We start from the raw sequence: 24,324 nt of genomic DNA, 5'->3' as shown, positions 1-24,324 counted from the left end.
ACCACTACAACAAGGCCTGATACTCGGCTTCGCCCGGGTTTTCATGCCAGTCGCTCTGCGCCAGAGTGGCGCGTATGCGTGCCACAGCTTGTGACCGCAGTTGCGACACCCGCCCTTCTGTCACGCCCATCACCGCGCCGATTTCTTTTTGGTTCAGATCTTGCTCGAACTGAAGGGACAGCAATAGCTGCTCTCGCTCGGGCAGGCCTTTTATGGCTTCCACCAAGGCGTGTCGCAAACCTTGCGCCATCAATTGATTCAAGGGGTTGGACCAGTGTGCCGAGGGGCTCGCGCCACCGCCGGACGCGCTGCGGTCCAGGGCAAAGTCCGCATCGTCGCCCTGCCGCGTCAGGTCTTCGTAATGGATAATCTGCACGCCGCGCGCCTCTTCCAGCAGTTGTTGGTACTGAGGCAACGGCATGTCCATTTCTTCGGCAATTTCCGTCTCGGTGGGGGCGCGCAGCAGTCGGTGGGTCAGCGCGTGTATGGCCTGCTCTATCGTCCGGGTCTTGCTGCGCACGCTGCGCGGCAACCAGTCCTGGCTGCGCAGTTCGTCCAGCATGGCGCCCCGTATGCGGGTGACGGCGTAGGTTTCAAACTGGGCATCAGCGGTTTGCTGGTAGCGCCGTACGGCGTCCAGCAGGCCCATCATGCCGGCTTGCATCAGGTCGTCGACCTCTACGCTGGCCGGCAGCTTGGCAACAAGCTGCAGGGCCAGGCGGCGCACCAAGGGGGCGTACTGCCCGACAAGTCGGTCTTCGGTGCTAGACATGCGGAAAAATTAGGCTGACGGTCACTAGGCTATTGTGGCCCGCCGCGTCTGCCAACGTAGGCCGGATCAGGCCCGCAATTTATCGGCTGTTCGCCAAATTAAAGAATCCCGAATACCTGCCGTTAAGACGCCTGTAAGGCGTTCCCGCCGGTCCAACCCGTACCCCAGGAGCCATAGAATGGTCAACCCAATTGCCACAGGCCTCGCTGCATCACCGTACTTAACAGCGGCGGAATCCGATCGACCTATATCTGTGCCCGAGCCGGCTGTGAAGGTAACTGCCGCAGACGAATCACTAAGCAGTGGCAGCGCCACGACGGGCCAGCGGCAGCAAGACCTGCCTGCAGGCATGGATCCGCTGGGCGAAGCGCTGGAAGCCCTGAATGGCAGCATGAAAGCCTGGGCCACCGGCATGCGTTTCGATGTAGACCCCGAAGCGCAGCGCGTGGTGGTGTCGATTATAGACAGTGAAACGGGCGACGTACTGCGCACGGTACCGACGGATGCGGTGATCCGGGTGGCAAAAATGATCGTGCAGTTGCAGGGGCGCAGCATAGACACAACGGCCTAAGGCCGGCCGCGAGGCATAAAGACCAAACTACCAATACTAATACCCGCTTACGTCAGTATTGGTTCCGAACACTTTGCAGGACAATACCCTTACTGGGAGTTTTACATGGCTATTTCATCTATCGGCGTCGGTGCAGGGTTACCCCTTGACGAATTGCTGGACCAACTACGTAGCGCCGAGAACAAGCCGCTGGAACTGCTTAAGTCCAGGGCAGCCTCCGTGCAAAGCCGCCTTTCCGGTTACGGGACAATCAAGAGCTCCATCGAAGCCTTGAAGACCGCTGCCGAGGCGCTGGGCAAGGCGGACACATTCGGCGCGCTGAAAACCAGCGTGGCTGGTGAGGCCTTTACCGCCACGGCGTCGACCAAGGCAATTGCGGGCAACTACAACATCAAGGTCAATACGCTGGCCTCCGGGCAAAGCCTGACCAGCGATCCGCAGGCAGACCGCAACGTCAAACTGGCCACCGGCAAGGTCGACGTTACTGTGACGCTAGCCGACGGCACCGAAACCACGCTGAGCCTGGATGCGGCCGACACCAGCATGGAAGGCATCGTAAAAGCCATTAACGAAAAATCCGGCCTGGGCGTAAGCGCTACGCTGGTCAACGACGGCAAGGAAACCCCGCAGCACTATATGTTGCTGACTGCCAAGGGTACGGGCACGGAAGCCGCCATCGCCAGCATCACGGTCGCTGCCAACGAGGCAAACCCCGCTCTTGATGTCAGCCAAGTCAACAACCTGATGGCTTATGACAAGGTTGCAGCAACCGGCGCCTTCACTGAAACTGAAGCGGCCAATGCCTCCATAAGCATCAACGGCATCGACATCGAAAGCCAGACCAACACCATAGCGGACGCCATTGAAGGCGTTACGCTGACACTGCTGAAGACGACGGAAGCCGACAAGCCGCAGGCGCTTTCCATAACGCGCGACGATGCCGTCACGTCCAAGGCCATTAATAGCTTCGTCAGCGCCTACAACAACCTGCAGGGCATTATCAAGACGCTTACGTCCTACGATGTAGCTAGCCAGAACAGCAGTGCGCTGACTGGCGACAGCTTGGCGCGCAACGTGCAAAGCCAGATCCGCGATGCCCTGAACGCGGCGAACTCATCAGGCGCCATGGGCAGCCTGTCGCAAATGGGTATCACCACCGACCCCAAGACCGGCACGCTGAAAGTGGACAACGACAAGCTTGATGCAGCGCTGAAAGACAATATGCCTGATGTGCAGAAGTTCTTTGCCAGCGAAACAGGTTTGTCCAAGCGGATAGGTGCAGTGGCAGACAACTTCGTCAAGACTGGTGGGCTTATCGGCACAGCCACGACCAGCATGACAAACTCGCTGAAGAACCTGGAAGACCAGTACGACACAGCGCTGGGCCGCATCGACGCCAAGATGGAAGCCTACCGCAAGCAGTTCACGCAACTGGATGTCATGATGGCGCAGATGAATTCCGTCAGCAGTTATCTGACACAGCAGCTTTCCATGCTGGGCAATATAGGTAAGGAAAAATGAGCTATCCCCCCTCTCGCGGCCTAAGACGCCAGCATTCTGTCCAGGCTTATGCCAACATTGGCCTGGAAACAGAAGTGCTTAGCGCCAGCCCTGAACACCTGATCACCCTGCTGTTCGACGGCGCTCGCGCCGCGATCATGAAGGCGCGCCTGCATATGCAGAACGACAACATCGAAGGTCGCGGCATGGCCTTGTCGAAGGCTATCGACATCGTGGACTCGGGCCTGAAAGCCAGTGTGGACCAGGAAACGGGCGGCGAGCTGGCAAAAAACCTGATCGCCACTTACGAATTGATCATCCGTAATCTGTTGTTGGCTAACCTTGAAGCCGATATGCAGAAGCTGGACTTGGCGGAACGCTTGCTGGTGGATATTGCCACCGCCTGGCGCGAAGCTGTGGATCCACTGCCGCTGGAGGCAGCCATAGGCTAAACGGCCCATGGCACTTGCAGCTGCAAACCTGTAGTTTTATTCCCTTTACTTACATATACTTGCGAGATGGCAGGCAGCATCTTCTTTTGCCACCATCCGCAACCGCCGCACAGCGAAGTGACTTTACCATGAGCAAACCGTCGACCATCTTGCGCCAATACGAAGTCATCGCAGCGATCACCAGTCGTATGCTTAAAGAGGCGCGCGCCGACCACTGGGACGAAGTCATTGTCCTGGGCGCGCAATACCAGGAAGCGGTCGAAACACTGCGCGGTATTAACATCCTTAGCGATGAAGATCGAGCGGCGCGGCGCCAGTTGCTGGCCCGCATTCTGGATGACGACGCCCATATCCGGCTACTGGCCGCACCCGAGCTTAGCCGCCTGGGCCGCCTGCTGGGCGACATCAAGCGGCAACACACGGTATTACAGGCTTACTGCGCGCCGTCGCTTAAGCAATGAGCGTGGGCGGGCCGTCGCCGCTGGGCACGCTGCTGGTGCAGCGCCTTGACGCGGTGCTGGGCACTACGCTTTCAGCGCAAGCCAACATCGTATCGGGCGCCAGGCCCGATGCCGTCGCGCAGCCGGGCAGCGCCGAACGCGCCGAAGCCGCAAAGAACGAAACCGTCCGCCACCCACGCGAAGCGGTGGAACGCGCCACGGCGCATACCGAACAAAACGCCCGCAATGCCATCGACAAGGCCAGACTGGAAGCGCGCAATGCCGCCCTACTGCTGGCTCGCGGCGGACCCAACACCGCCACGACGCCATCAGCGCCGACCACGCTGGGCCATGCCGCCAAAACCATCCTCGCGTTGTTGGCCAACTATCCGGATCTGACGGCGTCTGTCCAGGGGCGCCAACCCTTGCTCGATCGTGGTACGCAGCAAGGCACCGCTGGCCGAGGCGCTGGCTCTACCGCCGGCAATGCATCCACCGGTGCACCTGCTGGCTCGAGCAGCCCAGCAGCCGGTGCCAGTCGGGGTGCTGGCGCCGAGGCAGCTCAAAGCGGATCAAATACAGCCGGCGCTACAGCGGGTCGCGCAGGTAGTGCCGCTGCCGCGGCTGTCAGCGGTGGCGTACTGCCCCAAGGCAGCGGCCTGGTCGTGGCTCAGCTGGCTGCCGCCCTGTCACGTGCGGTACAGACTAGCGGCATGTTTTACGAATCGCATCTGGCAAACCTGGCTTTCGGCAAGCAAAGTGTGGCGCAGTTACTGCAAGAGCCGCAAGCACAGATAGGTCGGCCGGCCGGTCAGGCTGGCAATCCAGGCACTGCAAGCGGTAATCCAGGAAGCGCGACCAGCCAAGCCGGTACCGCAGCTGCTACCAGCGGCCAGGCGGCACCGGCTTCAGCAGAAGCAGCGTCCGCCGCCAGCACTTCGGGGCGTGGCGCTGAAGCCCTGGGCTCGCAAACCGGCAACGCGGCCGCCCCGGCTTCGCCGGGCGCTAACCCCAACACCGTCATACCGGGGCTAGACCCGCAAGCCCATGTGCTGGTACGCCAGCAGCTGGAAGTACTGGCCAATCAGACTTTCGGATGGCGCGGCGAGGCCTGGCCCGGTGCACCGATAGAATGGGAAGTCGGCCGCCGTGAACCGCAAGACGGCGAGGCAGCCGACGCCACCGACCATTGGGCCACCCGTCTTACCCTTAACCTGCCCGGCTTGGGCCAGGTACAAGCCAGGTTGAATCTGGCCGGCAAGCAATTGGTCATGCATTTGGTGTCGCCACAATCGGCGGACTTGCTGGACACTCATGCCGAGGCACTGCGCAGCCGCTATAGCGCGCAAGGCCTGCAATTAAGCCAGTTGTCCATTGTTTCCGAAGAAGACCGCGATACCAGCGAACCCATCCCGGAAGCGCCGGCAACATGACCAGCAAACGCCACGCCCTGAACGATGGAAGACCCACCGCCGTCGCCATCACCTACGACAAGAAGGATGCCGCGCCACGGGTGGTGGCCAAAGGCTATGGAACGCTGGCCGAGAACATCATACGCACGGCGAAAGAGCACGGACTGCACGTGCATGAATCGCCGGAGCTTGTGGGTTTGTTGATGCAAGTCGACCTGGATGCGCACATCCCGCCTGAACTTTATTTGGCCATCGCAGAATTGCTGGCCTGGTTATACGCCCTGGAAGGCGAGACGCTGGACGCGCCCGCTTAAACCGGCATGCTGGCTATTTCCTGATACGCGGCAACCAGGCGGTTGCGCACCTGCACCGTTGCCTGGAAGGCAATGCTGGCTTTCTGCATGTCTATCATCACGTCGTTAAGCGACGCATCGCCCACACCCATCTGAAATGCGCGGCCTTGCGCGGCGGCATCATTCTGCAGTGTAGATACGCGCTCCAGCGAACGAGCCAGCTCGGCGGCAAAGCCCCCGGTATTGGCGCTCGCGCCCTTGGTGGGGGCCGGCGAGGACGACGCTGCCTGGGCAACGGCGCGCATCTGCGACAGCATGTTTTCGATTGCAGACAAGTTTTGTATGGCCATATCAGTGTGTACACAAGTCATCACCGGAGATAGTTCCGGGTAGCCTAATGTACCCAACACGGCATGACAACAAGCGCCTCATCAAGCGCCAATTCACCCGGCTTTTCAGGCAATACCGCCACAGCATGCGAAGGCTATAGTCGCAGTGCCGCTACTTGCCTCGTGACAGCCCATATAAGCTAAATGAAGCCCAAAAGCAGCGTTTTTCGAGGCTTGCCCGTTTCGCCATCCGAGCAATAATTCATGCTCTCTTACCTTTGTCCTGTCGCATGTACACCTTGCCTACTAACGGCCTGACGTCTTTCATGACGGTTTCCGATAGCAACACCAGAGGCCGTCGATGACCGCAGCGGCGCAGTTGTTGACCCGATACCCCATGCTGGCCAAGGCGAACGCCTTGCCCAAGCCCGTACAACTGGGCGCGGCAGCCGCGATCGTGGCCGTGCTGGTCGTGCTGCTGATGTGGGCGCGTACCCCAGACTACCGCGTGCTGTTTTCCAATCTGGCCGACCGCGACGGTGGCGCCATCGTGGCGGCACTGGCACAGGCCAACGTGCCTTACCGCTTGTCGGATAACGGCAATGCCATCCTGGTGCCGAGCGACAAGGTGCATGAGGTACGGTTGCAATTGGCGCAGCAAGGTTTGCCGCGCAGCGGTGAGACCGGCTTTGAACTGATGGACCAAACGCGCTTTGGCGCCAGTCAGTTCACCGAGCAGATCAATTACCAGCGCGCGCTGGAAGGCGAGCTGGTCAGTTCCATACAGGCCATGCATGCCGTGCAGGACGCCCGCGTCCACCTGGCGATTCCGCGTGAATCGCTGTTTGTGCGTGATCGCCAACCGCCTACGGCTTCCGTATTGCTGACCTTGTATCCGGGTCGCAGCCTGAGCGACGCTCAGGTTTCGGCAATCACCTGGCTGGTATCTTCCAGCGTGCCACACCTGACGGCCGACAAGGTGTCCGTGGTGGACCAGAACGGCCGTCTGCTGACAGCGATTTCCGGCGAAGCCGGGGCCGACGGCACGCGTCGCAACCTGGTCAACGACATCGAGCAACGCACGGTCCAGCGCATACTTACGCTGATCACCCCGCTGGTGGGGGCAGGCAACGTGCGCGCCCAGGTCAGCGCTGACGTGGACTTTTCGCAGCGTGAGCAAACGTCCGAGGTGTATCGACCCAATCAGAAGCCGGGCGAAGCGACGGTGCGCAGCGAGCAGACCAGCGCATCGGTACAGAACAATGTGTTGCCGCCCGAAGGCATCCCTGGTGCGCTGACGAATCAGCCGCCACTGAATCCCGTGGCGCCTATCGTTGCCCCGCCGGCACCGGGCGCAAACCCGGCAGCGCCTAACCCCAATGCCGCCAACCCGCCCAACGCCAACGAAGGCGCAAACCCCATAGGCAATGTCCTGGCCGGCGGCTCAGGCTTGCAGCAAGGCACCGGCAGCAGCCGCAGCGATGCCACCATCAACTACGAGGTCGATCGCACCATCAGTCACATCAAGGATCCGCTGGGCACCTTGCGCCGCTTGTCCGTGGCCGTGGTCGTCAACTATCGCGATCTTGATGGCGAACTTGCACCGCTGCCGGAAGAAGAACTGGCCAAGCTTAACGATCTGGTAAAGCAGGCCATGGGGTATTCGGCCGACCGGGGCGACACACTAAGCGTGGTCAACAGCCAGTTCAGCGATGCCGGGCCGCAGTCCGTACCGGTCTGGGAAAACCCCGTATACCTGGACTACGCCATGCAATTGCTTAAGTACCTGTTGATTGGGATTGGCCTGCTGTTTGTCTGGCGCGTAATCATCAAGCCGCTGCTGGCGGACAACGAAGAAAACAAGCTCAAGCGTCAGGCGGAAGCCGAGCTGGAAGAACTCAATCGTGAAGCCGCCCTGGCAGCTCAGCGTCGCGCCTCTGAAATGAGCCGCTACGAAGAAAACCTGAATACCGCTCGCACCATGGCAGAGAAAGACCCACGTGCGGTCGCCATGGTCTTGCGCTCGTGGATGGAAAAGAAAGATGGCAATCGCTGATTCCGACCTGGACCGTTGCGCTGTCCTGGTGATGTCGCTGGGCGAAGACGCCGCCGGCGAAGTATTCAAATATCTGTCTTCTCGCGAAGTGCAGCAGATAGGCGGCGCCATGGCCAATCTGAAACAGGTCACACGCGGCGACGTTGACGAGGTGCTGGAAGACTTCCGTCAGGAGGCCGATCAGTTCCTGGCAGTTACCCTGGGCTCGGATGACTACATCCGGTCAGTCCTGACCAAGGCACTGGGCACCGACAGGGCCGCCGGCCTGATCGAAGATATTCTTGAAGCCGGCGACGGCGGCAACGGCATCGATGCGCTGAACTGGCTGGACGCCAACAGCGTGGCCGAGCTGATCGCCCAAGAGCACCCGCAGATCATCGCAACGATATTGGTGCATCTGGAGCGCGATCGCTCGTCGGCCGTGCTGGCTTTGTTGAATGAACGCCTGCGCAACGATGTCATGCTGCGCATAGCCACCTTCGGTGGCGTGCAGCCTGCCGCCCTTAGCGAACTGACCGATGTCCTGAATGACATGCTGTCCGGCCAGGGCGCCAAGCGCAGCAAGATGGGTGGGGTACGCACGGCGGCCGAGATACTGAACTTCATGAGTTCGAACGAAGAGGATGCCGTGGTGGCCAGCCTGCGCGAACTCGATGCCGATCTGGCGCAGCGCATTGTGGACGAAATGTTCGTCTTCGAGAACCTGGCCGAAACCGAAGACACCGCCATCCAGTACATCCTGAAGGAAATCGACACCACGGCGCTCACCATTGCCCTGAAGGGCGCGCCGGAAGAGCTGCGCGAGAAGTTCTTCAAGAATATGTCCAACCGAGCGGCCGAGATGCTGCGCGACGACCTGGACGCCCAAGGACCTGTACGTATGTCCAAGGTCGAGGAAGAACAAAAGAACATCCTGCAGGTAGCGCGCAAGCTCGCCGAGGCCGGCCAGATTACGCTGGGCCGCCCCGGAAACGACGAGTATGTCTAACAAGTCCAACGCTGAATCCCGGGCTGCCGAATCCTGGCAGCGGTGGGAGATGTCGGCCTTCGACAAACCTGTCAAGGTCAAGGCGGCGGCCGTCCCGGCCACGCCGGCGCCCGACCCCGCTGTCTTGCTCCAGGAAGTGCAGCGTCTGCGCGACGCCGCAAAGAAGCGCGGCCATGCCGAGGGCTACGCCGACGGCCATGCACAAGGGCTGGAAGCGGGCACCCTGGAGGGAAACAAGCAGGGCCGCCAGGAAGGATACGAAGCAGGGTTCAGTGCCGGCCACAGCGAGGGACGCGAGCAGTCCAGCAAGGAAGCCGCGGCACTTCACGCCTTGGCAACCTCGGCCGCAGCGTCTATCGGCACCCTGGAAGCCGATATGGGCCAGGCACTGATCGCGCTGGCCATCCGCATTGCAGAGCAAGTGCTGCGCAGCACCCTGGACGCCCATCCGGAAAAAATCCAGGACCTGGTGCGCGACATCCTGCAGATGGAAGCGGGCAAGGAAGCCGTGCTGCATCTGCGCGTCAACCCTGCCGACGCCGAACTTGTGCAGCAGTGCCTGGACGAAGACCCCGGCGCCAGCAAATGGCGCTTGATCACCGATACTTCCATTAACCGGGGCGGCTGCATCGCGCAGACGGCGCTCGGCAATATCGACGCCACGCTGCAAACGCGTTGGCAACGGGTCACCTCGTCGCTCGGTCATGGCGAGCCGTCGGAGCACGACTGATGAACGCCGCCACCGAACTGCTGTTGTCGCCTGCAGCCCGCTGGCAAGCGCAGTTGGAGGCGGCCGAGCGCCGCGTTGCCGGCACCGAATCATGGCACGCCAGCGGCCGCATTACCCGCGCAACGGGCCTGGTGCTGGAAGCCACGGGCCTGCGCCTGGCAGTGGGTGCCGCCTGCAAAATAGAGATAGCACCGGGTCGCAACCATTGGGCCGACGCCGAGGTGGTCGGCTTTCATGGCGACACGCTCTATCTAATGCCGCAAAGCGACATCTCGGGCTTGCCGCCCGGCGCGCGTGTCGTGCCGGTGGAGCCATCGATACAGCGGCGTGTGCCGCTGCCCCGCCACGTCAGCGACGATCATCGCGCGCCAGCCGTGCTATCGCGCCACCTGCCTGTGGGCGACGGCTTGCTGGGCCGCGTACTGGACGGTGCCGGCCGGCCGCTGGACGGTCTGGGGGCGCTGGAGAACGTGCGCCCTGCTCCCTTGGGCGCAGCGCCCATCAACCCGCTGGAACGCGCGCCCATAGACACCGTTCTGGATGTGGGCGTACGGGCGATCAATGGTTTGTTGACCGTGGGACGCGGCCAGCGCATGGGACTGTTTGCAGGTTCGGGGGTCGGTAAAAGCGTACTGCTGGGCATGATGGCCCGGTATACCCAGGCCGATGTCATTGTGGTGGGGCTAATCGGCGAGCGCGGTCGCGAGGTGAAGGAATTCATCGAGCATAACCTGGGGCCGGAAGGATTGAAGCGCTCGGTGGTGGTAGCGGCGCCTGCCGATGTTTCGCCATTGCTGCGGCTGCAAGGCGCTGTATACGCGACCCGCCTGGCCGAATATTTTCGCGATGATGGCAAGCATGTATTGCTGATCATGGATTCGCTCACCCGTTATGCCATGGCCCAGCGCGAGATCGCGCTGGCCATCGGCGAGCCGCCGGCCACCAAGGGTTACCCGCCTTCGGTCTTTGCCAAGTTGCCGTCGCTGGTCGAGCGTGCCGGCAATGGCGCGCAAGTCGACGACCGCCCCGCCGGCTCCATTACCGCTTTCTACACCGTCTTGACCGAAGGCGACGATCAACAGGATCCCATTGCCGATTCGGCGCGTGCCATTCTGGACGGTCACGTGGTGCTGTCACGCAGCCTGGCTGAATCGGGCCACTACCCCGCCATCGATATCGAGGCGTCAATATCGCGCGTGATGTCCGCGATTATTCCCGCCGACCAATTCACGCTGGTACACCGCTTCAAGCAGATGTTGTCGCGCTACCAGCGTAATCACGATTTGATCGCCGTAGGCGCTTATACGCCGGGCAACGACCCGAAGATCGACGAAGCGATTGAAAAATACCCCTGGCTGGAAGCGTATCTGCAGCAGGGTATCGAGACTCGTGTCGACTATCCGGCAGCCGCCGGCGAGTTGAACATGCTGCTGGGCGGCGGCGCGGCGCCGACGCAGGCGGATCATCAACTGCATCTGAACCATGGCTAAGCACACCTCCTTACCTATGCTGCTGGACCTGGCACGCGACGGCGCGGCACAGGCTGGCAAGCAATTGCAGACGCTGACTACCGAGCGGGTCAACGCCGACCAGCAGTTGTCCATGCTGCTGGTTTACCGCCAGGATTATGCCGAGCGCCTGCAAAAAGCCACTGAAATCGGCCTCTCAGCATCGAACTACCACAATTTTAGGCAGTTTATCGCCACTTTGGATGACGCGATCTCGCAGCAAAATAGGGTCGTCGCGCAAATTGACGCCAGAATCGAGCAAGGTAGGCAGCACTGGTATGCCGAAAAACGACGCGTCAATTCGTTCGAAGCCCTGCAGTCCAGGGAAAGACGCCTGCTTCAGTTGCGTGAAAACCGCGCTGAACAACTTGCCAGCGACGAGATATCGGCAAATCTGTATCGCCGCGCACGCCAGCAACACTGATCGAGATCCATAATGAATACTCCTGCGATAGCCGCAGTTCTGCCTTCCGCCCCCGTAAAAACCGGCAACGCGCCGGGTGCCGGACGCAGCGACGCCGAGCCTGATGCAGGACCATCCAGCTTTTCCAATGTATTGGCCGGCCAACACGGGGCCCCAGCCGGTGGCCAGGCAGCGCCCGGCAAAAGCGCCAGGGCCGAAGGCGAACACGGTAAAGCGGAAGAGCGCAATGTAGACCTGCCGGCTGCGGACCAGGCACTTGCCAAGAACGTCGCCGAACAAGGACTGACGCTGCCACAGTTGGCGCTGCACATCGCCGCCGAAGTGGCTGCCGTTCGTCATGCGGCGGGTGCCGGCCCGGCGGTTCCGGGCAAACAAGCCCTGGCCGAAGGAAGTGACGGCGGCCGTGGACGCAGCATGGAAGCGGGCTTGATCGCCGGCGCCTTGCGTACAGGAGCCTCGGACAAGATGGCGAGCGAACTCATACAGGTAACACCACAAGCCGGCGCCGCTGTGCCCCATCCGGCCGGCGCTGCTGGCCAGGAAACCATGGCAAGCTTGCTGGGTGCAGCGACCAACGGCCGCCAACAGACCACGGCGGCCAACGTACAGACTGCCGGCCGCGCAGCCAGTGTGGCGGGCGCAAAGCAGGCCGTGCTTACCATGCAAGCGCGTGTACGCGCCGGCGAAGCCAGCTCCGACAGCATCATCCCTGCTGATTTTCTTGCCGCCAAGGCACAAGTGACACAAGCACTGGACGCTGCAGCGGGCCTGGCGCAAACCAATCTCACTAACGCGCAAGCCGCTGCCAGCCATGGCGTGGCAGCCTCCGGCGCTATCACCGGCACTGGCGGCGCAAGCGCGTCCTTTGCTGCACTGACGGCGGCGGGATCTGGCAATCTGCCCACTGTCGCAACGCCCTTGAATCACCCCGCCTGGGGCGCCGACTTCAGTCGTCAGTTCGTCTCTATTGCGCAGGGCGCGCCCAATATGCCGCACACGGCCGAGCTGCGCCTGGATCCCCCTGAGCTCGGTCCGATCCGGATCACCATCAATATTTCGGACAACGTAGCCAACGCCGTCTTCGTGTCGCCGCATGCTGCCGTGCGCCAAACGGTAGAGAACGCCCTGCCCCAGTTGCAACAGCTACTGGCCCAGGCTGGCATCTCGCTCGGTGAAGCCAGTGTCAACGATCAGGGGCAGTCGGACCAGGCCTTCCATGAAGCGTCTTCTTCCGGCACCCGCAGTACGGGTAACGGCGGCAACGCCGGGACGGTAGCCGGCGCCAGCGACGGCGGCCTGGCTTCGGCGCTGGCGCGCAGCCCGGCGCCCAACGCTCTGGTCGACACCTTTGCGTAAGCAAGCTCTGCGGGCCGCGGCGCCATGCCAAAGGCGTGGACCAAATCCCGGAGCTAGCGAACTTTTGGCGGCTTATTCGACTGGATCACGCGCCGGCGTTTCCGGCACAATGTAATACCTGAACAAATCTGTCTTGCTGCACGCCAGCATGCAACATCACGATGGCTGCCTCCCCCAACCGCTACTCTCGCACACCAGCTATGGCCCAAAACGACGCAGGCAAGCTCGCCAAATTTGTCAAATCCATGCTGGCGATCATTCTTATCGTTGCCGCCAGCGTAGGCGCTACTCTCTTTTACACGTCCAACGCCGGGCAGGTTGCCGATATTTTCGTGCCAGCCGAACCGCAGGCTCAGCCGGTGGTCATCGCCAAGCCCATCTTCACGCCGCTGGAGCCCTTCACGGTTACGCTGCGCACAGATCGCGGCACACGCATTTTGTACGTGGCAGTCACGCTGCGCGTTGAGGACGAAACCTCGCGGCGCCTGCTGGTGGACTTCATGCCGGAGGTACGCGATCGCATCCTGCGTATTTTGTCCGAGCAAAAAGCAGATTACATCCAGACCACCGAAGGCCGCGCGGATCTGGTCAGGGTGCTTAATCGGGCGCTCGAGCGGCCGTACCACCCCGACCCGTCCGCTCCCAGCATCAGCAGTGTGCTGTTCACCGCATTTGTGATTCAGTAAATGGCATACCAAAGCCTGCTTTCGCAAGATGAAGTCGATGCGTTGCTGGCCGGTGTCACCGGCGAAAGCGACGAGAAGGTCCGTGTTGCCGACGACCTGACGGGTGTCCGGCCGTACGATCTAAGCTCGCCCGATCGGGTGGTGCGCCACCGCATGCAAACCCTGGAGCTCATCAACGAGCGATTCGCCAGGCGCCTGCGTGCGGTACTGCTGTCCTTCATGCGCCGCAACGCCGACATCACGGTAGGCACCATACGCATCCAGAAGTATTCCGACTTCGAACGGAATCTGCCGGTACCCAGCAACCTGAACATGGTGACGATGAAGCCCTTGCGTGGCGCCGCACTGTTCACGTTTGATCCCAACCTGGTGTTCCTGGTTATTGACAGCATGTTTGGCGGTCATGGCCGCTATAGCACGCGTGTGGAAGGCCGCGATTTCACCACGACCGAGCAGCGCATCATCAAGCGCCTGCTGAACCTGACGCTGGAAAGCTATGCGGGCGGCTGGGAGCAAGTGTATCCGGTCGAGTTCGAGTACATACGCTCGGAAATGCACACCAAGTTCGCCAGCATTACCAGCGGCAATGAAATCGTGGTGGTGACCTCGTTCAATATCGAACTGGGCGCCAGTGGCGGCAATCTGAACATCTGCCTGCCCTACTCCATGATAGAGCCCGTGCGCGATCTACTGACGCGCCCACTGCAAGAGGCCGGGGCAGGCGCCATCGATCAACGCTGGACGAATCAGTTGTCGCGCCAGGTACGTAGCGCCGACGTCGAACTGATTGCCGAGTTCGCAAGAATCGACAGCACCGTCGGCGAGCTGATGCGCCTGGAAGTCAACGATGTCTTGCCGCTGGAAATTTCGCCCACCATCAGAGCCCACGTTGGCGGCGTTCCCGTGATGGAATGCGGCTACGGAACGTTCAACGGCCGGTACGCCCTGCGCGTCAAGAAAATACTGGCGACCTCTGAAACCGATATTACCTGAGCATATTCTCATGACCGACCCCAAGCCCGACAACGCCAAAGAGAACGACAAGCCCGAAACCGAGGCGACCGACAGCCCTGATATCGATTGGGGCGCCGCCTTGGCTGAACAGGCCGGCGCAAGCCGCCAGCCCACCCAGGCAGACGGCCTCGCACAGGGCGCCGACGACTGGGCCAGCGCGCTGGCCGAGCAAACCGCCTCTGCTGCGGTCGCACCCAGCAGCGCGGCGGCCTCCGGCGTGCCGGCTGCGGGCGCCAACGCGGCCGCGCAAGTCTTCCAGCCCCTGGTCAGCGACTCCATCGAGGGCAACAGCGACATCGACATGATCATGGACATCCCCGTGCAACTGTCGGTGGAGCTGGGCCGCACGCGGCTGACCATCAAGAACATTCTGCAACTGGGTCAGGGCTCGGTCGTCGAGCTGGACGGCCTGGCCGGCGAACCCATGGACATTTTTGTTAACGGCTACCTGATCGCCCAGGGCGAGGTCGTCGTCGTCGAAGACAAGTACGGCATTCGCGTTACCGACATCATTACGCCATCAGACCGCATCAGCCGCCTTAACGGCCGCCGCTAGACCGCAGCATGTCCGAAGCCGCCGTCCTGCGACTGGTCATCAGCCTGGTCTTTATCGTTGCGTTGATCCTGGCTTGCGCCTGGATCATGCGGCGGTCCGGCTGGCTGCGCAGCGGGGCCGCCACGGGCTTGCGCGTGATAGGTTCGCATCGGCTGGGCGCACGCAATTATTTGGCGGTGATCGAAGTGGAAGACGCCCGCCTGGTTGTGGGCGTTACCGCCAACCAGATTTCCCTGCTGCATACCCTGCCCCCTGCCGATCCCGCCACCGCCGGCTTGTCGCCCAGCGGCGTGCTGGCGCAGGAAGAACCCCGGCCCGGCTTTGCGGCAGCGCTGGGCAAAGCCCTGAAAGGCCGATAAATGCGCGGGTTCTCGGTGGCTTTTCCGGGCTTGCGCCTGCTGATCCTTTTGGCCCTGTTGTTGGGCCTTGCCCTACCGGCCACGGGCCTGGCACAGACAGCACTGCCCGCCCTGACGTCCGGCATTAATCCGGATGGGAGCCAGACCTGGTCTTTAAGCATACAGACTCTGGTCTTGCTGACCATGATGTCTTTCCTGCCGGCCATGCTGATGATGATGACCGGCTTTACCCGCATCATCATCGTGCTGGGGCTGCTGCGCAACGCCATGGGCACGGGGGCGTCGCCGCCCAATTCCGTCTTGATCGGGCTGGCATTGTTCCTGACCTTCTTTGCCATGTCGCCGGTGTTCGATCAGATCTATGCCGATGCCTATCTGCCCTTGAGCAACGGCGTCATTGCCTTCGAAGAGGCGCTGCAACTGGGCATCAAGCCGTTGCATACCTTCATGCTGCACCAGACACGAGAAGCGGACCTGACCATGTTTGCCAACATGGCCAATTTGCCCGAGTTGCAAACCACCGAGGAAGTGCCCTTGCGCGTGTTGGTGCCCGCTTTTGTGGCGAGCGAATTGAAGACGGCCTTCCAGATCGGGTTCACGATTTTCATACCCTTTCTTATTATTGACCTGGTTGTCGCCAGTACACTGATGGCGCTGGGCATGATGATGGTCCCGCCAGTGACGATCTCACTGCCCTTCAAGCTTATGCTGTTCGTGCTGGCCGATGGCTGGCACTTGCTGCTTGGGTCGCTGGCCCGCAGCTTTTACCAGTAGGAGGCGCGCATGAATTCCGAAACCGTAATGTCCATGACCTACCTGGCGATGAAGGTGGCCTTGTCCATGGCCGGCCCCATCTTGCTGGTGACTTTGCTGGTGGGTTTGGTGATCAGTATTTTCCAGGCCGCCACCCAGATCAACGAGATGACGCTGTCCTTCATCCCGAAGCTGTTGGCCGTCGGCCTCGCGCTCGTATTGCTGGGCCCCTGGCTGATCGCCACCATGGTCGACTATATGCGCACGCTATTCACGCAGATTCCCGGACTGGTTTCCTGAGCGCCCGGTGTAGGGGCGCGCACACATGATTTCCGTAGATATCGATCAGCTGTACATGTGGATGAACAGCTTCCTGTGGCCGTTTTTCCGCATACTTGCACTGATGGGCACCGCGCCCGTGCTGGGCGACTCCACCATACCGGTACGCGCCAAGGTGGGCTTTGCCGCGCTGGTCGCCATCGCGATCGCCCCGTCCCTGGGTCCCATGCCGCAAGTGCCTACGGCGTCGTTTGCCGGACTATGGATCAGCCTGCAACAAGTCCTGATCGGCATGGCAATGGGACTGGTCATGCGTATCGTTTTTGCCGCGGTACAAACGGCGGGCGAGTTCATCGGCCTGCAGATGGGTCTGGCCTTCGCCTCCTTTTTCGACCCCGCCACCGGCGCCAACACCGCTGTGCTGTCGCGCATCATGAACTTGGTGGCGACGCTGCTGTTTCTTGCCCTTAACGGTCACTTGATGATGCTGGCCGGCATCATGCGCAGCTTCGATGTCTTGCCCATACGGGTGGGCGGCCTGGATCCCAACGGATGGGGCGTGTTGTTTGAGTGGAGTTCGGAAGTGATGGTGTCCGGCATGCTACTGGCGCTGCCGCTGATTATTGTTTTGCTGACCATCAACCTGTCGCTAGGCATCCTGAACCGCACGGCACAACAACTTTCGGTGTTTGCCGTGGGTTTTCCGATCAGCTTGATGACGGGCTTGCTGCTGCTTGCGGTGGTGCTGCCACAAACCGCCCCCTTTCTTACCCGCTTCTTCGATGAGGGCTACAGCACCATGGCGCGATTGGCCCAGGCCCTGGCGGGGTCTTAGACCCCGCCTGTTCCTTTCCTTAATAGGCGGCTTCCAGCGCGTTGCCGCCCGCTCTTCCCGATACTTCCAGCGGCTTGGCCTGCATGTCGATGACTTCAGTGGCATTGATCTTGAACACGGCCACCGCATCGGTCAGGCGCGCAGCCTGTTCCTGTAACGAGCCGGCTGCGGCGGCTGCTTCTTCAACCAGTGCCGCGTTCTGCTGCGTCACGCTGTCCATCTGCGTGACCGCCTGGTTCACCTGCTCGATGCCGTCGGACTGTTCGTGCGATGCCGAGGCGATTTCGCCCATGATGGTGGTAACGCCTTGCACCGAACCCACCACTTCGCGCATGATGTCGCCCGCCTGGCCTGCCTGCTTGGCGCCCGCGGCAACCTTTTGCTGCGCCTCTTCGATCAGTACCTTGATCTCCTTGGCCGCCTGGGCACTACGCTGGGCCAGCGAGCGCACTTCGCCCGCCACCACCGCAAAGCCCTTGCCCTGCTCGCCGGCACGCGCCGCCTCAACCGCGGCGTTCAGCGCCAGGATGTTGGTCTGGAAGGCAATGCCATCGATCACACCCACGATCTCGACCATCTTGCCCGAGCTGGTGGAGATCTCGTTCATGGTGCCGACCACGGCCGAGACCGCGTCGCCGCCACGCTGCGCCACGTCGGACGCGCCCTTGGCCAGCGTGTCGGCCTGCAAGGCGTTATCGGTGTTCTGGCGCACGGTCGCCGCCAATTGTTCCATGCTGGCAGCCGTTTCCTGCAGCGAAGCGGCTTGCTGTTCGGTGCGGCTGCTTAAATCGGTGTTACCCATGAAGATCTCGCGCGAACCCAGCGTGATCTCTTCCACACCTTCGCGCACGGTGCTGACCGTGCGGGTCAGGCTTTCTTGCATGCGGCGCAGCGCCTCGTACAGCAGGCCGATTTCGTTGCGCGACCGAACGTCCACACGCTGAGTCAGGTCGCCGCTGGCGATGCGGTCAAAATGCGTGCCGGCATCGATCAGCGGCCTGACCACCAGGCGACCAAAGACAATCCGGGTAATGATGATCAGGATAAAGCCCAGGAATACGGCCACGCCTATGGCGATCACGGCTTGCCTGAAGCTTTGTTGCGCTTCAGCGAAGTATTGTTCCTGTACGCGGCTGACGTGAGTGGCGAAGGCCTGGACCGCTTCGTCAAACGCCACGCTGCGCGCCACGCCGAACTCGCTGTTGACGAAATAAAAGGTCGTGTAGTCTCTGCTTTCCAGTGCCTGGACCATGGGGTCGATACCGTCGTCCATATAGGGCCGATAAGAGCTTACGATGCGAGTCGCCAAGCGGCGCCCCGCTGCGGTTTGCGGAGTCAGTTTGCGAAACTCCTCATAAGCGGTCTTGACGTCGTCCAGCTTGCCGTTCGCGGCGATCAGCATGCTTTCTGCCTCGTCCCGCATCTCGGCGCTCTCCAGCGCCACTGCCTCTTGCTGATAACGGGCCGCCATCAGCAAGGAAACGCGTGCGCTCATCATGTCGACGCCAAGCTCGTGGACGACATTGGAAATTCGGTTCTGCTGATCCATGTCTCGCGACTGCTGCACACTTTGCGACAGGAACCAGGCGCCAATGCCGCCCACGGCCAGGATCAAAATCATGAAGGAGGCCAGCACCAGCATCAGTATGGCGCTGACCTTGGCGTCCGCCAGACGGAAGCGGCCACGCTTGGCGCGCGTTCGGCCTTTTTTATCAGTGAAGGACGACTGCAGGGAAGTAGACATGACGGAACCTGAAAAAACGAGAAAAGCTGACGAAACCGTTGGACGGCGTTAATGCACCGTGGTGTTCTGGCGGTAGCCAAATTCGTGGGCCCGGGGAATGTTGACGCTTTTGACAATGCGTACATACCGGCCATAAGAATCAAACGCCAGCCAGAGCTCCTGGTTGAAATAGACGGCATCGGTGGCGAGCGTTGCCTTGTGCGCCCAGCGGGCGGTGGCTTCACCATTAAGTTGGCGATAAACATCGACCGGGTCGGCTTGCATCAGCGCACTGGCTTGCTCCATGGTTGTGACACCAGGCACCAACAGCGACAGCGCTGACGAATCAAAGGAGTTTCCGGTGGTGCTGCAGGCGGCCAGCGTAATCAGGACGCCAGCCATCATCGCCTTGGCCAGCCTGCGGCAAAGGCGGGACAGCAGCGCCATCAGAATTCCACCCAGTCGTCGTCGCTGACCGGCTCTTGCTTGCTGCTGCCTGCCGGTTTCATGACATAGGATGGTGCCGCAGCCCCGGCAGTCGCAGCGGCCGCCGGTCGGCTGGGCGCAGGGACGGCCTTGCCACCATTGCCACCATTGCCGGCTGTCGGACGAGGCGCTTGGCCTGCTGTAGCGCTGGCAGGCTTGCTGGCCGGCGGCACGCGAATCTGATCGGCCGAACCGGCTTTATGACCCAATGCTGCAGGCGGCTTGTCGCGACTTGTGGTGCCGGAGGGCTCGCTACTGCGTCGGTGCGCCACCGCCGGCCGCGCGCTACTGGCTACTTGGCGCGCTGCAACGTCGATGACTTCCGCGCCACTGGTCTTGAAGCTCGAGACGGCACCAGAGACGTTGGCTACCTGTTCTCGCAAGCCGGCTGCGGACGAGGCTGCCTCCTGGACGAGCACAGCATTTTGCTGCGTAACGAGGTCCATTTGCGACACGGCGTGATTGATCTGGTCGATGCCGGATGACTGCTCTGTGGTGGCGGCCGAGATCTCGCCCATGATGTCGGTAACACGCGCTACGGAGGTTACGATCTCTTCCATGGTGGAGCCGGCGCGCTCTACCTGAGCCGAACCTTCGGTGACCTTCTTGACGGAATCTTCGATCAAGCCTTTGATTTCCTTGGCCGCCTGGGCACTGCGCTGTGCCAGCGCCCGTACCTCGGAGGCCACGACCGCAAAACCCTTGCCTTGCTCGCCGGCCCTTGCAGCTTCCACAGCGGCGTTCAGGGCCAGGATATTGGTCTGGAAGGCGATGCTGTCAATAACACCCACGATGTCGGAGATCTTGCGCGAGCTGGCCGAAATACCTTGCATGGTGGCCACCACTTCGCCGACCGCCTGGCCGCCGCGTTGCGCCACCTCGGACGCCGTTGCGGCCAACTGATTGGCCTGGCGCGCATTGTCCGCGTTTTGCTTGACCGTGCTGGCCAGCTCTTCCATGCTGGCCGCAGTTTGCTGCAAGGCAGCTGCCTGCTGCTCTGTACGGCTGCTTAAGTTGGTGTTGCCGGCAACGATTTGCTGCGAGCCCAGGTTGATTTCTTCCATGCCATGGCGCACCGAACCGACGATGCGCCCCAGGCTTTCCTGCATGCGTTTCAGCGCTGCGTACAACATGCCCATTTCGTTATGCGACGGCACGTCGATGCGTTGCGTAAGATCGCCTGCGGCAATGTGTGCGAAGTAGTCGCCGACCCGCTTCAGTGGCCGAATCACGGTGCGCGACACGGCGACGCAAGCCACGATGGCCAATAGCAAAGACAACACCACCAGACCCGCGGATACATATCGCGCCTGCAGGGTACTGGCGTAGGCGGCCTTCACTTCGGCGCTGCCACCGCCGCTTTGCGCCATCATGACGTCCAGAGCCGCCAAGGTCTGTTGCTGGTTGTACCAGCCCATCGCGACCGCTATCAGGGTCAGAAGTGACAACAGCGCAACAATAATAAACAGGCTGGTTTTAAGCTGGAGTTGCCGGAACATTAATTCGATCCCATATTGAACAGCGAGGTGCCTTGTATCTTGCGGAATGCAAGCGCCGCGGCTTCGAGTGCCGATGTACGCAATTGTAACTGAGCGGTCGCACTGTAGTAATCAAGGTCTTCCATCTTGGACAAAAGGCTGCTGTAACCCAGCCCGCGCAGGCTGCCATTGGCATCGATTGCATCAATTTCATTCATGCGAGCGCCGACCGAGGCGCGCACCGTCAGGACGTTGTTGTAGTTCACGTCGATGCGCTGAATGGCGCTGGCGAGCGTATTCTGGAAGGCCGCGCTGTTGATGGCATCGCCCTGGATGGGATTTTCCAGCGAGGCGATGATGCGGTCCAGGGTGTCGAAGATATTCAGGTTGGTATTGGCGGTGGCGGGGGTAGGCTTTACGATGACCGTGTCCATAGCCGTGACAGCGCCAGTCATCTGTAGCGACATGCCATCGGGAAGCGTAATCGTGTTGAGATCACCGGGAACATAAGGCGCGGGTGGAGGGACCAGCGTCCCCGCTGTTATGTTAGTCGGATCGTTTGGATTCATCCTGTAAACAGAATATTGACCTGCGCCGTCAAACTGGATGCCAAATATCGAGTTCTCGTTCACCAACGCTGAGTCGGATACGCGTGGCGTGCCGATAATGGCACCGGCCATAGTCGTCTGCGGAACAGCGGTAAACGGCGAAGCACTGATCGGCTCGACCACGAATTTGTCACCGCCTACCGGTGTGCCAGAAATCGCGACTTGTACGCCGCCCTCGAGATTCAAGGTCTCCGTGCTGCCCGGCACATAGTCCGTACGGTCATAGCTGTAGATCGGATTGTCATCCGCATCGGTCACGCTGACGGTGTATTCGGATTCTGACGTGAATTCGATATTGTAGGTATGACCAACACCAGAACCATGCGCATCGGTGATGGCCGGACGGCTGACCACTACCGTGCCACCGTTACCGATATCGGCGCCGCTGATATAGCCGGTGGTACCCGGCGCTGCGCGATTGAATACGTCGGTACCGACATCGCTACCCGCTATCCGGCGGGTCTGGTCTGCCTGGATCAGGCGCTGAAACTGGTCGCCCTTGTATTCGATACTGCCGTTGTCGTCCTGAAACGGCGGAATGTCCCCACGGGCACCTGAAAATAGGTACTGACCGCTGCCGTCGGTGGCATTGGCCAGGCCGAGCAGGTTAGTGCGGGCGCTGCTTAATACGTTGCCGAGCGTTGCCCGATCGGCGTCCGACATGGTGCCGTTACCCGCTTCGATCAAGCGCGTCTTGATGTCTTGCAACAGCGTGGTCACGGAAAACAGCGTGTTCTCTTCGATGCCGAGGTTTTGCTTGAGCACGCCGCGGTTCTCGCCGAATCGCACGTTCAAGGACTGTGATTGCCTGATATTGATGGCCTGAGCGGCAGACAGTGGATCGTCGGCTGGGGTGACCATGCGGCGCCCGCTGCCCACCTGCTGATACAGGTGCATCAGGTCGGACTGTTGGGCATTGATGGAATTGAGTCCCGTCTGGAAAAACAAAGTGGAACTAATACGCATGGTGAACTTCCTGAAAATTAAACCGATAAGCCAACTGCCGGACCGCTACTCGCGAGCCCGGTTTAGTTGCGCAGACCCAGCAAGGTGTCGAACAAGGTGGAACTGACATCGATCAGCCGCGAAGCAGCACGAAACTGCTCTTGATACTGATCCAGACGCACATACTCTTCGTTAAGGTTGACGCCAGACACCGCCTGCTGTGCCGCGTAATTCTGCTGAATCAAGGTGGCTTGCGCCTTGGCCGAGGTAGCGTTCTGCTGCGTCAACACACCGACCTTGTTCACAATCTGCGAGAACGCCTCATTCAGGCTCATCGATCCGCCACCCAGAACCTTGGTAGTTTGCAGTTGGGCCAATTCCAGGCCCACGTCGCCATTGGACTTGCCGCTGCCCGGTGTTGCCACGGCGATACGCGCCGGGTCATTGATGGCCATGGACAGGTTGGCCGCTGCCGCGCGCGTAGGCTGTACCAGCCACGAATCGCCGGTTGCGCCGGTGCTGGAAAAGTCGAACCGCACACCATCGAGTTCAACGACATCGCCATCGGCAAAGCTGGTGACCGTGCCATTGGGCACGCTGGTAACGTTGTAGCCGCTGGCGGTACGCTGTATGCGGTAGTCTTGCCCGGTAAGCTGCCCAACGTCAGTAAACTGGGCCGTGAGCACGGCGCCGCCTGAATTATGCTGCCCCGGCATGGCAGTAATGGTGCCCAGGCTGAAGAAGTCGCCGCCGGCAATACCGTTCAGGTCTTCGCCGGTTCTGTGAATGGCGTTTACCGCAGTGGCCAGGCCAGCCGCCAGGCGGCCCAGGTTGTTCTGCACGCTGTCCAGCGCTTCGCGGCGGTAGGCCAGCAAGCCACCCAGGCTACCGCCCTTAAGGCTTTCATCCGCCAGCTCTACCTTCACCGTCCCGCCACTGATGGGCGCGGTATAGGCCACCGAGATACGGGCCGGGTCGTCAGCCGAAGGCTGCGTGTGCAAGGGGAAGACCACGTCGCCGCCCAGCAAGACCTGGCCGTTACCCACGGTAAGGTTGAACTTGCCGTCCTGCTCGAGCACCTTGACGCCCACCAATTGGCTGATTTCGGTGACCAGCTGGTCGCGCTGATCCAGCAAATCGTTAGGCTCGTGTTGCGATGCCGTGGCGCGCGCAGTGGTAATTTGCGTGTTCAGGTCGCGGATGCGTTCGGCGTAACTGTTGATCTGGGTAACGACCGTGGTCAGCTGCGTGTTGATATTCTCGCGCTGGCTATCCAAAAAGGCGTTGCTGTCATTAATTTGACCCACCAGGCTGGACGCGCGACCCAACAGTTCCTGGCGGGCAGCGCTATCGGCTGGCGCCGATGCCACGGCCTGTATGCCGTCGAAGAACTTTTGCAGTGCGGGCGTAATGCCAACGGTAGGATCAGCAAACAAGTTGTTGATCTGGGCAATTTCGTTGCCATACGCCACCAGCGAAGCACCCGTGGTCTGGGCGCCAGTCAGTTGGCGGAACAAAAAGGCGTCGTACGAACGCTGCACCGTAACCGCTTGCACGCCGCGCCCGATATAACCGGCGCTGGTGGCGTTGGCGCCCGCAGTGGCTACATGCACGCTTTGGCGGTTATAGCCGGCGGTGTCTGCATTATTGATGTTATGGCCAGCCGTTTGCAGGCGGTTTTGCGCCGCATTGATACCCGTAAGACCCAGATTGGCTAAGTTCATGAAGATTCCGCTATGCGTCGGGTGGCGACACGCCGCCCGTGATTAAA

General features: G+C 61.0%; 26 protein-coding genes. 19 read left to right on the top strand and 7 right to left on the bottom strand.

Features of this window, described 5'->3' with window-relative positions; translation table 11 throughout:
* Nucleotides 1–4: 4 nt before the first annotated feature.
* The gene (locus tag CKA81_RS03180; protein ID WP_128354009.1) at nt 5–772 is read right to left on the bottom strand and encodes an RNA polymerase sigma factor FliA; all 768 of its coding nucleotides are present in this window, start codon (nt 770–772) and stop codon (nt 5–7) included.
* A gap of 268 nt (nt 773–1,040) precedes the next feature.
* Between CKA81_RS03180 and CKA81_RS03175 the strand changes: the two genes are divergently transcribed.
* The 6 genes from CKA81_RS03175 (at nt 1,041) to CKA81_RS03150 (ending at nt 5,461) form a co-directional block, all read left to right on the top strand.
* On the top strand, nt 1,041–1,343 hold the full coding sequence (locus CKA81_RS03175) for a flagellar protein FlaG (protein ID WP_228255772.1): 303 nt from the start codon (nt 1,041–1,043) through the stop codon (nt 1,341–1,343).
* Nucleotides 1,344–1,448: 105 nt separating this feature from the next.
* The gene (gene fliD, locus CKA81_RS03170) at nt 1,449–2,864 is read left to right on the top strand and encodes a flagellar filament capping protein FliD (RefSeq protein WP_128354007.1); all 1,416 of its coding nucleotides are present in this window, start codon (nt 1,449–1,451) and stop codon (nt 2,862–2,864) included.
* Nucleotides 2,861–3,295, top strand: coding sequence for a flagellar export chaperone FliS (fliS, locus tag CKA81_RS03165; protein ID WP_128354006.1), 435 nt, complete (start codon nt 2,861–2,863; stop codon nt 3,293–3,295). The genes fliD and fliS overlap by 4 nt, the downstream gene beginning before the upstream one ends.
* A 128-nt stretch (nt 3,296–3,423) precedes the next feature.
* Nucleotides 3,424–3,756, top strand: coding sequence for a flagellar protein FliT (locus tag CKA81_RS03160; protein WP_128354005.1), 333 nt, complete (start codon nt 3,424–3,426; stop codon nt 3,754–3,756).
* Nucleotides 3,753–5,168, top strand: coding sequence for a flagellar hook-length control protein FliK (gene fliK, locus CKA81_RS03155; RefSeq protein WP_128354004.1), 1,416 nt, complete (start codon nt 3,753–3,755; stop codon nt 5,166–5,168). Before CKA81_RS03160 ends, fliK begins: the two co-directional genes overlap by 4 nt.
* Nucleotides 5,165–5,461, top strand: coding sequence for an EscU/YscU/HrcU family type III secretion system export apparatus switch protein (locus tag CKA81_RS03150; protein ID WP_128354003.1), 297 nt, complete (start codon nt 5,165–5,167; stop codon nt 5,459–5,461). Before fliK ends, CKA81_RS03150 begins: the two co-directional genes overlap by 4 nt.
* Here CKA81_RS03150 and fliE read toward each other — a convergent pair.
* A complete protein-coding gene (gene fliE, locus CKA81_RS03145) occupies nt 5,458–5,790 on the bottom strand; it encodes a flagellar hook-basal body complex protein FliE (RefSeq protein WP_128354002.1) in 333 nt (110 codons plus the stop codon). The two genes, CKA81_RS03150 and fliE, sit on opposite strands and share 4 nt — an antisense overlap.
* Nucleotides 5,791–6,130: 340 nt before the next feature.
* On the opposite strand from fliE, the gene fliF reads away from it, so the two are divergent.
* The 13 genes from fliF (at nt 6,131) to fliR (ending at nt 17,313) form a co-directional block, all read left to right on the top strand.
* Nucleotides 6,131–7,825 carry a flagellar basal-body MS-ring/collar protein FliF gene (fliF, locus tag CKA81_RS03140; protein WP_128354001.1) on the top strand — a complete coding sequence of 565 codons (1,695 nt, stop codon included), beginning with the start codon at nt 6,131–6,133 and terminating at the stop codon, nt 7,823–7,825.
* Complete coding sequence (gene fliG, locus CKA81_RS03135; RefSeq protein WP_128354000.1) at nt 7,812–8,813, top strand: flagellar motor switch protein FliG; 1,002 nt, start codon at nt 7,812–7,814, stop codon at nt 8,811–8,813. Before fliF ends, fliG begins: the two co-directional genes overlap by 14 nt.
* Nucleotides 8,806–9,543, top strand: a complete 738-nt coding sequence (fliH, locus tag CKA81_RS03130) for a flagellar assembly protein FliH (RefSeq protein ID WP_128353999.1) — start codon at nt 8,806–8,808, stop codon at nt 9,541–9,543. The genes fliG and fliH overlap by 8 nt, the downstream gene beginning before the upstream one ends.
* Nucleotides 9,543–11,033 carry a flagellar protein export ATPase FliI gene (fliI, locus tag CKA81_RS03125; RefSeq protein WP_128353998.1) on the top strand — a complete coding sequence of 497 codons (1,491 nt, stop codon included), beginning with the start codon at nt 9,543–9,545 and terminating at the stop codon, nt 11,031–11,033. Before fliH ends, fliI begins: the two co-directional genes overlap by 1 nt.
* Nucleotides 11,026–11,475 (top strand): flagellar export protein FliJ, encoded by a 450-nt coding sequence (gene fliJ / locus CKA81_RS03120; RefSeq protein WP_228255771.1) that lies wholly within the window; start codon nt 11,026–11,028, stop codon nt 11,473–11,475. The genes fliI and fliJ overlap by 8 nt, the downstream gene beginning before the upstream one ends.
* Nucleotides 11,476–11,487: 12 nt before the next feature.
* On the top strand, nt 11,488–12,831 hold the full coding sequence (locus CKA81_RS03115) for a flagellar hook-length control protein FliK (RefSeq protein ID WP_228255770.1): 1,344 nt from the start codon (nt 11,488–11,490) through the stop codon (nt 12,829–12,831).
* Between the two features lie 200 nt (nt 12,832–13,031).
* A complete protein-coding gene (locus CKA81_RS03110) occupies nt 13,032–13,517 on the top strand; it encodes a flagellar basal body-associated FliL family protein (RefSeq protein WP_128353997.1) in 486 nt (161 codons plus the stop codon).
* Entirely contained in the window at nt 13,518–14,510 is a 993-nt protein-coding gene (gene fliM / locus CKA81_RS03105; RefSeq protein ID WP_128353996.1) for a flagellar motor switch protein FliM, read from the top strand.
* Between the two features lie 10 nt (nt 14,511–14,520).
* Nucleotides 14,521–15,087 carry a flagellar motor switch protein FliN gene (gene fliN / locus CKA81_RS03100; protein WP_128353995.1) on the top strand — a complete coding sequence of 189 codons (567 nt, stop codon included), beginning with the start codon at nt 14,521–14,523 and terminating at the stop codon, nt 15,085–15,087.
* 8 nt (nt 15,088–15,095) lie between these two features.
* On the top strand, nt 15,096–15,446 hold the full coding sequence (gene fliO, locus CKA81_RS03095) for a flagellar biosynthetic protein FliO (protein ID WP_128353994.1): 351 nt from the start codon (nt 15,096–15,098) through the stop codon (nt 15,444–15,446).
* The gene (gene fliP, locus CKA81_RS03090) at nt 15,447–16,220 is read left to right on the top strand and encodes a flagellar type III secretion system pore protein FliP (RefSeq protein ID WP_128353993.1); all 774 of its coding nucleotides are present in this window, start codon (nt 15,447–15,449) and stop codon (nt 16,218–16,220) included.
* Between the two features lie 9 nt (nt 16,221–16,229).
* Complete coding sequence (fliQ, locus tag CKA81_RS03085) at nt 16,230–16,499, top strand: flagellar biosynthesis protein FliQ (protein ID WP_128353992.1); 270 nt, start codon at nt 16,230–16,232, stop codon at nt 16,497–16,499.
* 25 nt (nt 16,500–16,524) lie between these two features.
* Complete coding sequence (fliR, locus tag CKA81_RS03080; protein WP_128353991.1) at nt 16,525–17,313, top strand: flagellar biosynthetic protein FliR; 789 nt, start codon at nt 16,525–16,527, stop codon at nt 17,311–17,313.
* Between the two features lie 19 nt (nt 17,314–17,332).
* Here fliR and CKA81_RS03075 read toward each other — a convergent pair whose 3' ends face one another.
* The 5 genes from CKA81_RS03075 to flgK all read right to left on the bottom strand — a co-directional run bounded on the left by CKA81_RS03075 (nt 17,333) and on the right by flgK (nt 24,277).
* Nucleotides 17,333–19,057: a methyl-accepting chemotaxis protein gene (locus CKA81_RS03075; RefSeq protein ID WP_128353990.1), complete on the bottom strand. Its 1,725-nt coding sequence runs from the start codon at nt 19,055–19,057 to the stop codon at nt 17,333–17,335.
* A 48-nt stretch (nt 19,058–19,105) separates the two neighbouring features.
* The gene (locus CKA81_RS03070) at nt 19,106–19,483 is read right to left on the bottom strand and encodes a hypothetical protein (protein WP_128353989.1); all 378 of its coding nucleotides are present in this window, start codon (nt 19,481–19,483) and stop codon (nt 19,106–19,108) included.
* A complete protein-coding gene (locus tag CKA81_RS03065) occupies nt 19,483–21,021 on the bottom strand; it encodes a methyl-accepting chemotaxis protein (protein ID WP_128353988.1) in 1,539 nt (512 codons plus the stop codon). Before CKA81_RS03065 ends, CKA81_RS03070 begins: the two co-directional genes overlap by 1 nt.
* Entirely contained in the window at nt 21,021–22,574 is a 1,554-nt protein-coding gene (gene flgL, locus CKA81_RS03060) for a flagellar hook-associated protein FlgL (protein WP_128353987.1), read from the bottom strand. Before flgL ends, CKA81_RS03065 begins: the two co-directional genes overlap by 1 nt.
* Nucleotides 22,575–22,636: 62 nt before the next feature.
* Entirely contained in the window at nt 22,637–24,277 is a 1,641-nt protein-coding gene (gene flgK, locus CKA81_RS03055; RefSeq protein WP_128353986.1) for a flagellar hook-associated protein FlgK, read from the bottom strand.
* Nucleotides 24,278–24,324: the final 47 nt, after the last annotated feature.

Origin of the sequence: Pollutimonas thiosulfatoxidans (assembly GCF_004022565.1) — a bacterium.
GTDB classification, from domain to species: Bacteria; Pseudomonadota; Gammaproteobacteria; order Burkholderiales; family Burkholderiaceae_B; genus Pusillimonas_D; species Pusillimonas_D thiosulfatoxidans.
This window is presented reverse-complemented; position numbering and strand designations above follow the sequence as displayed.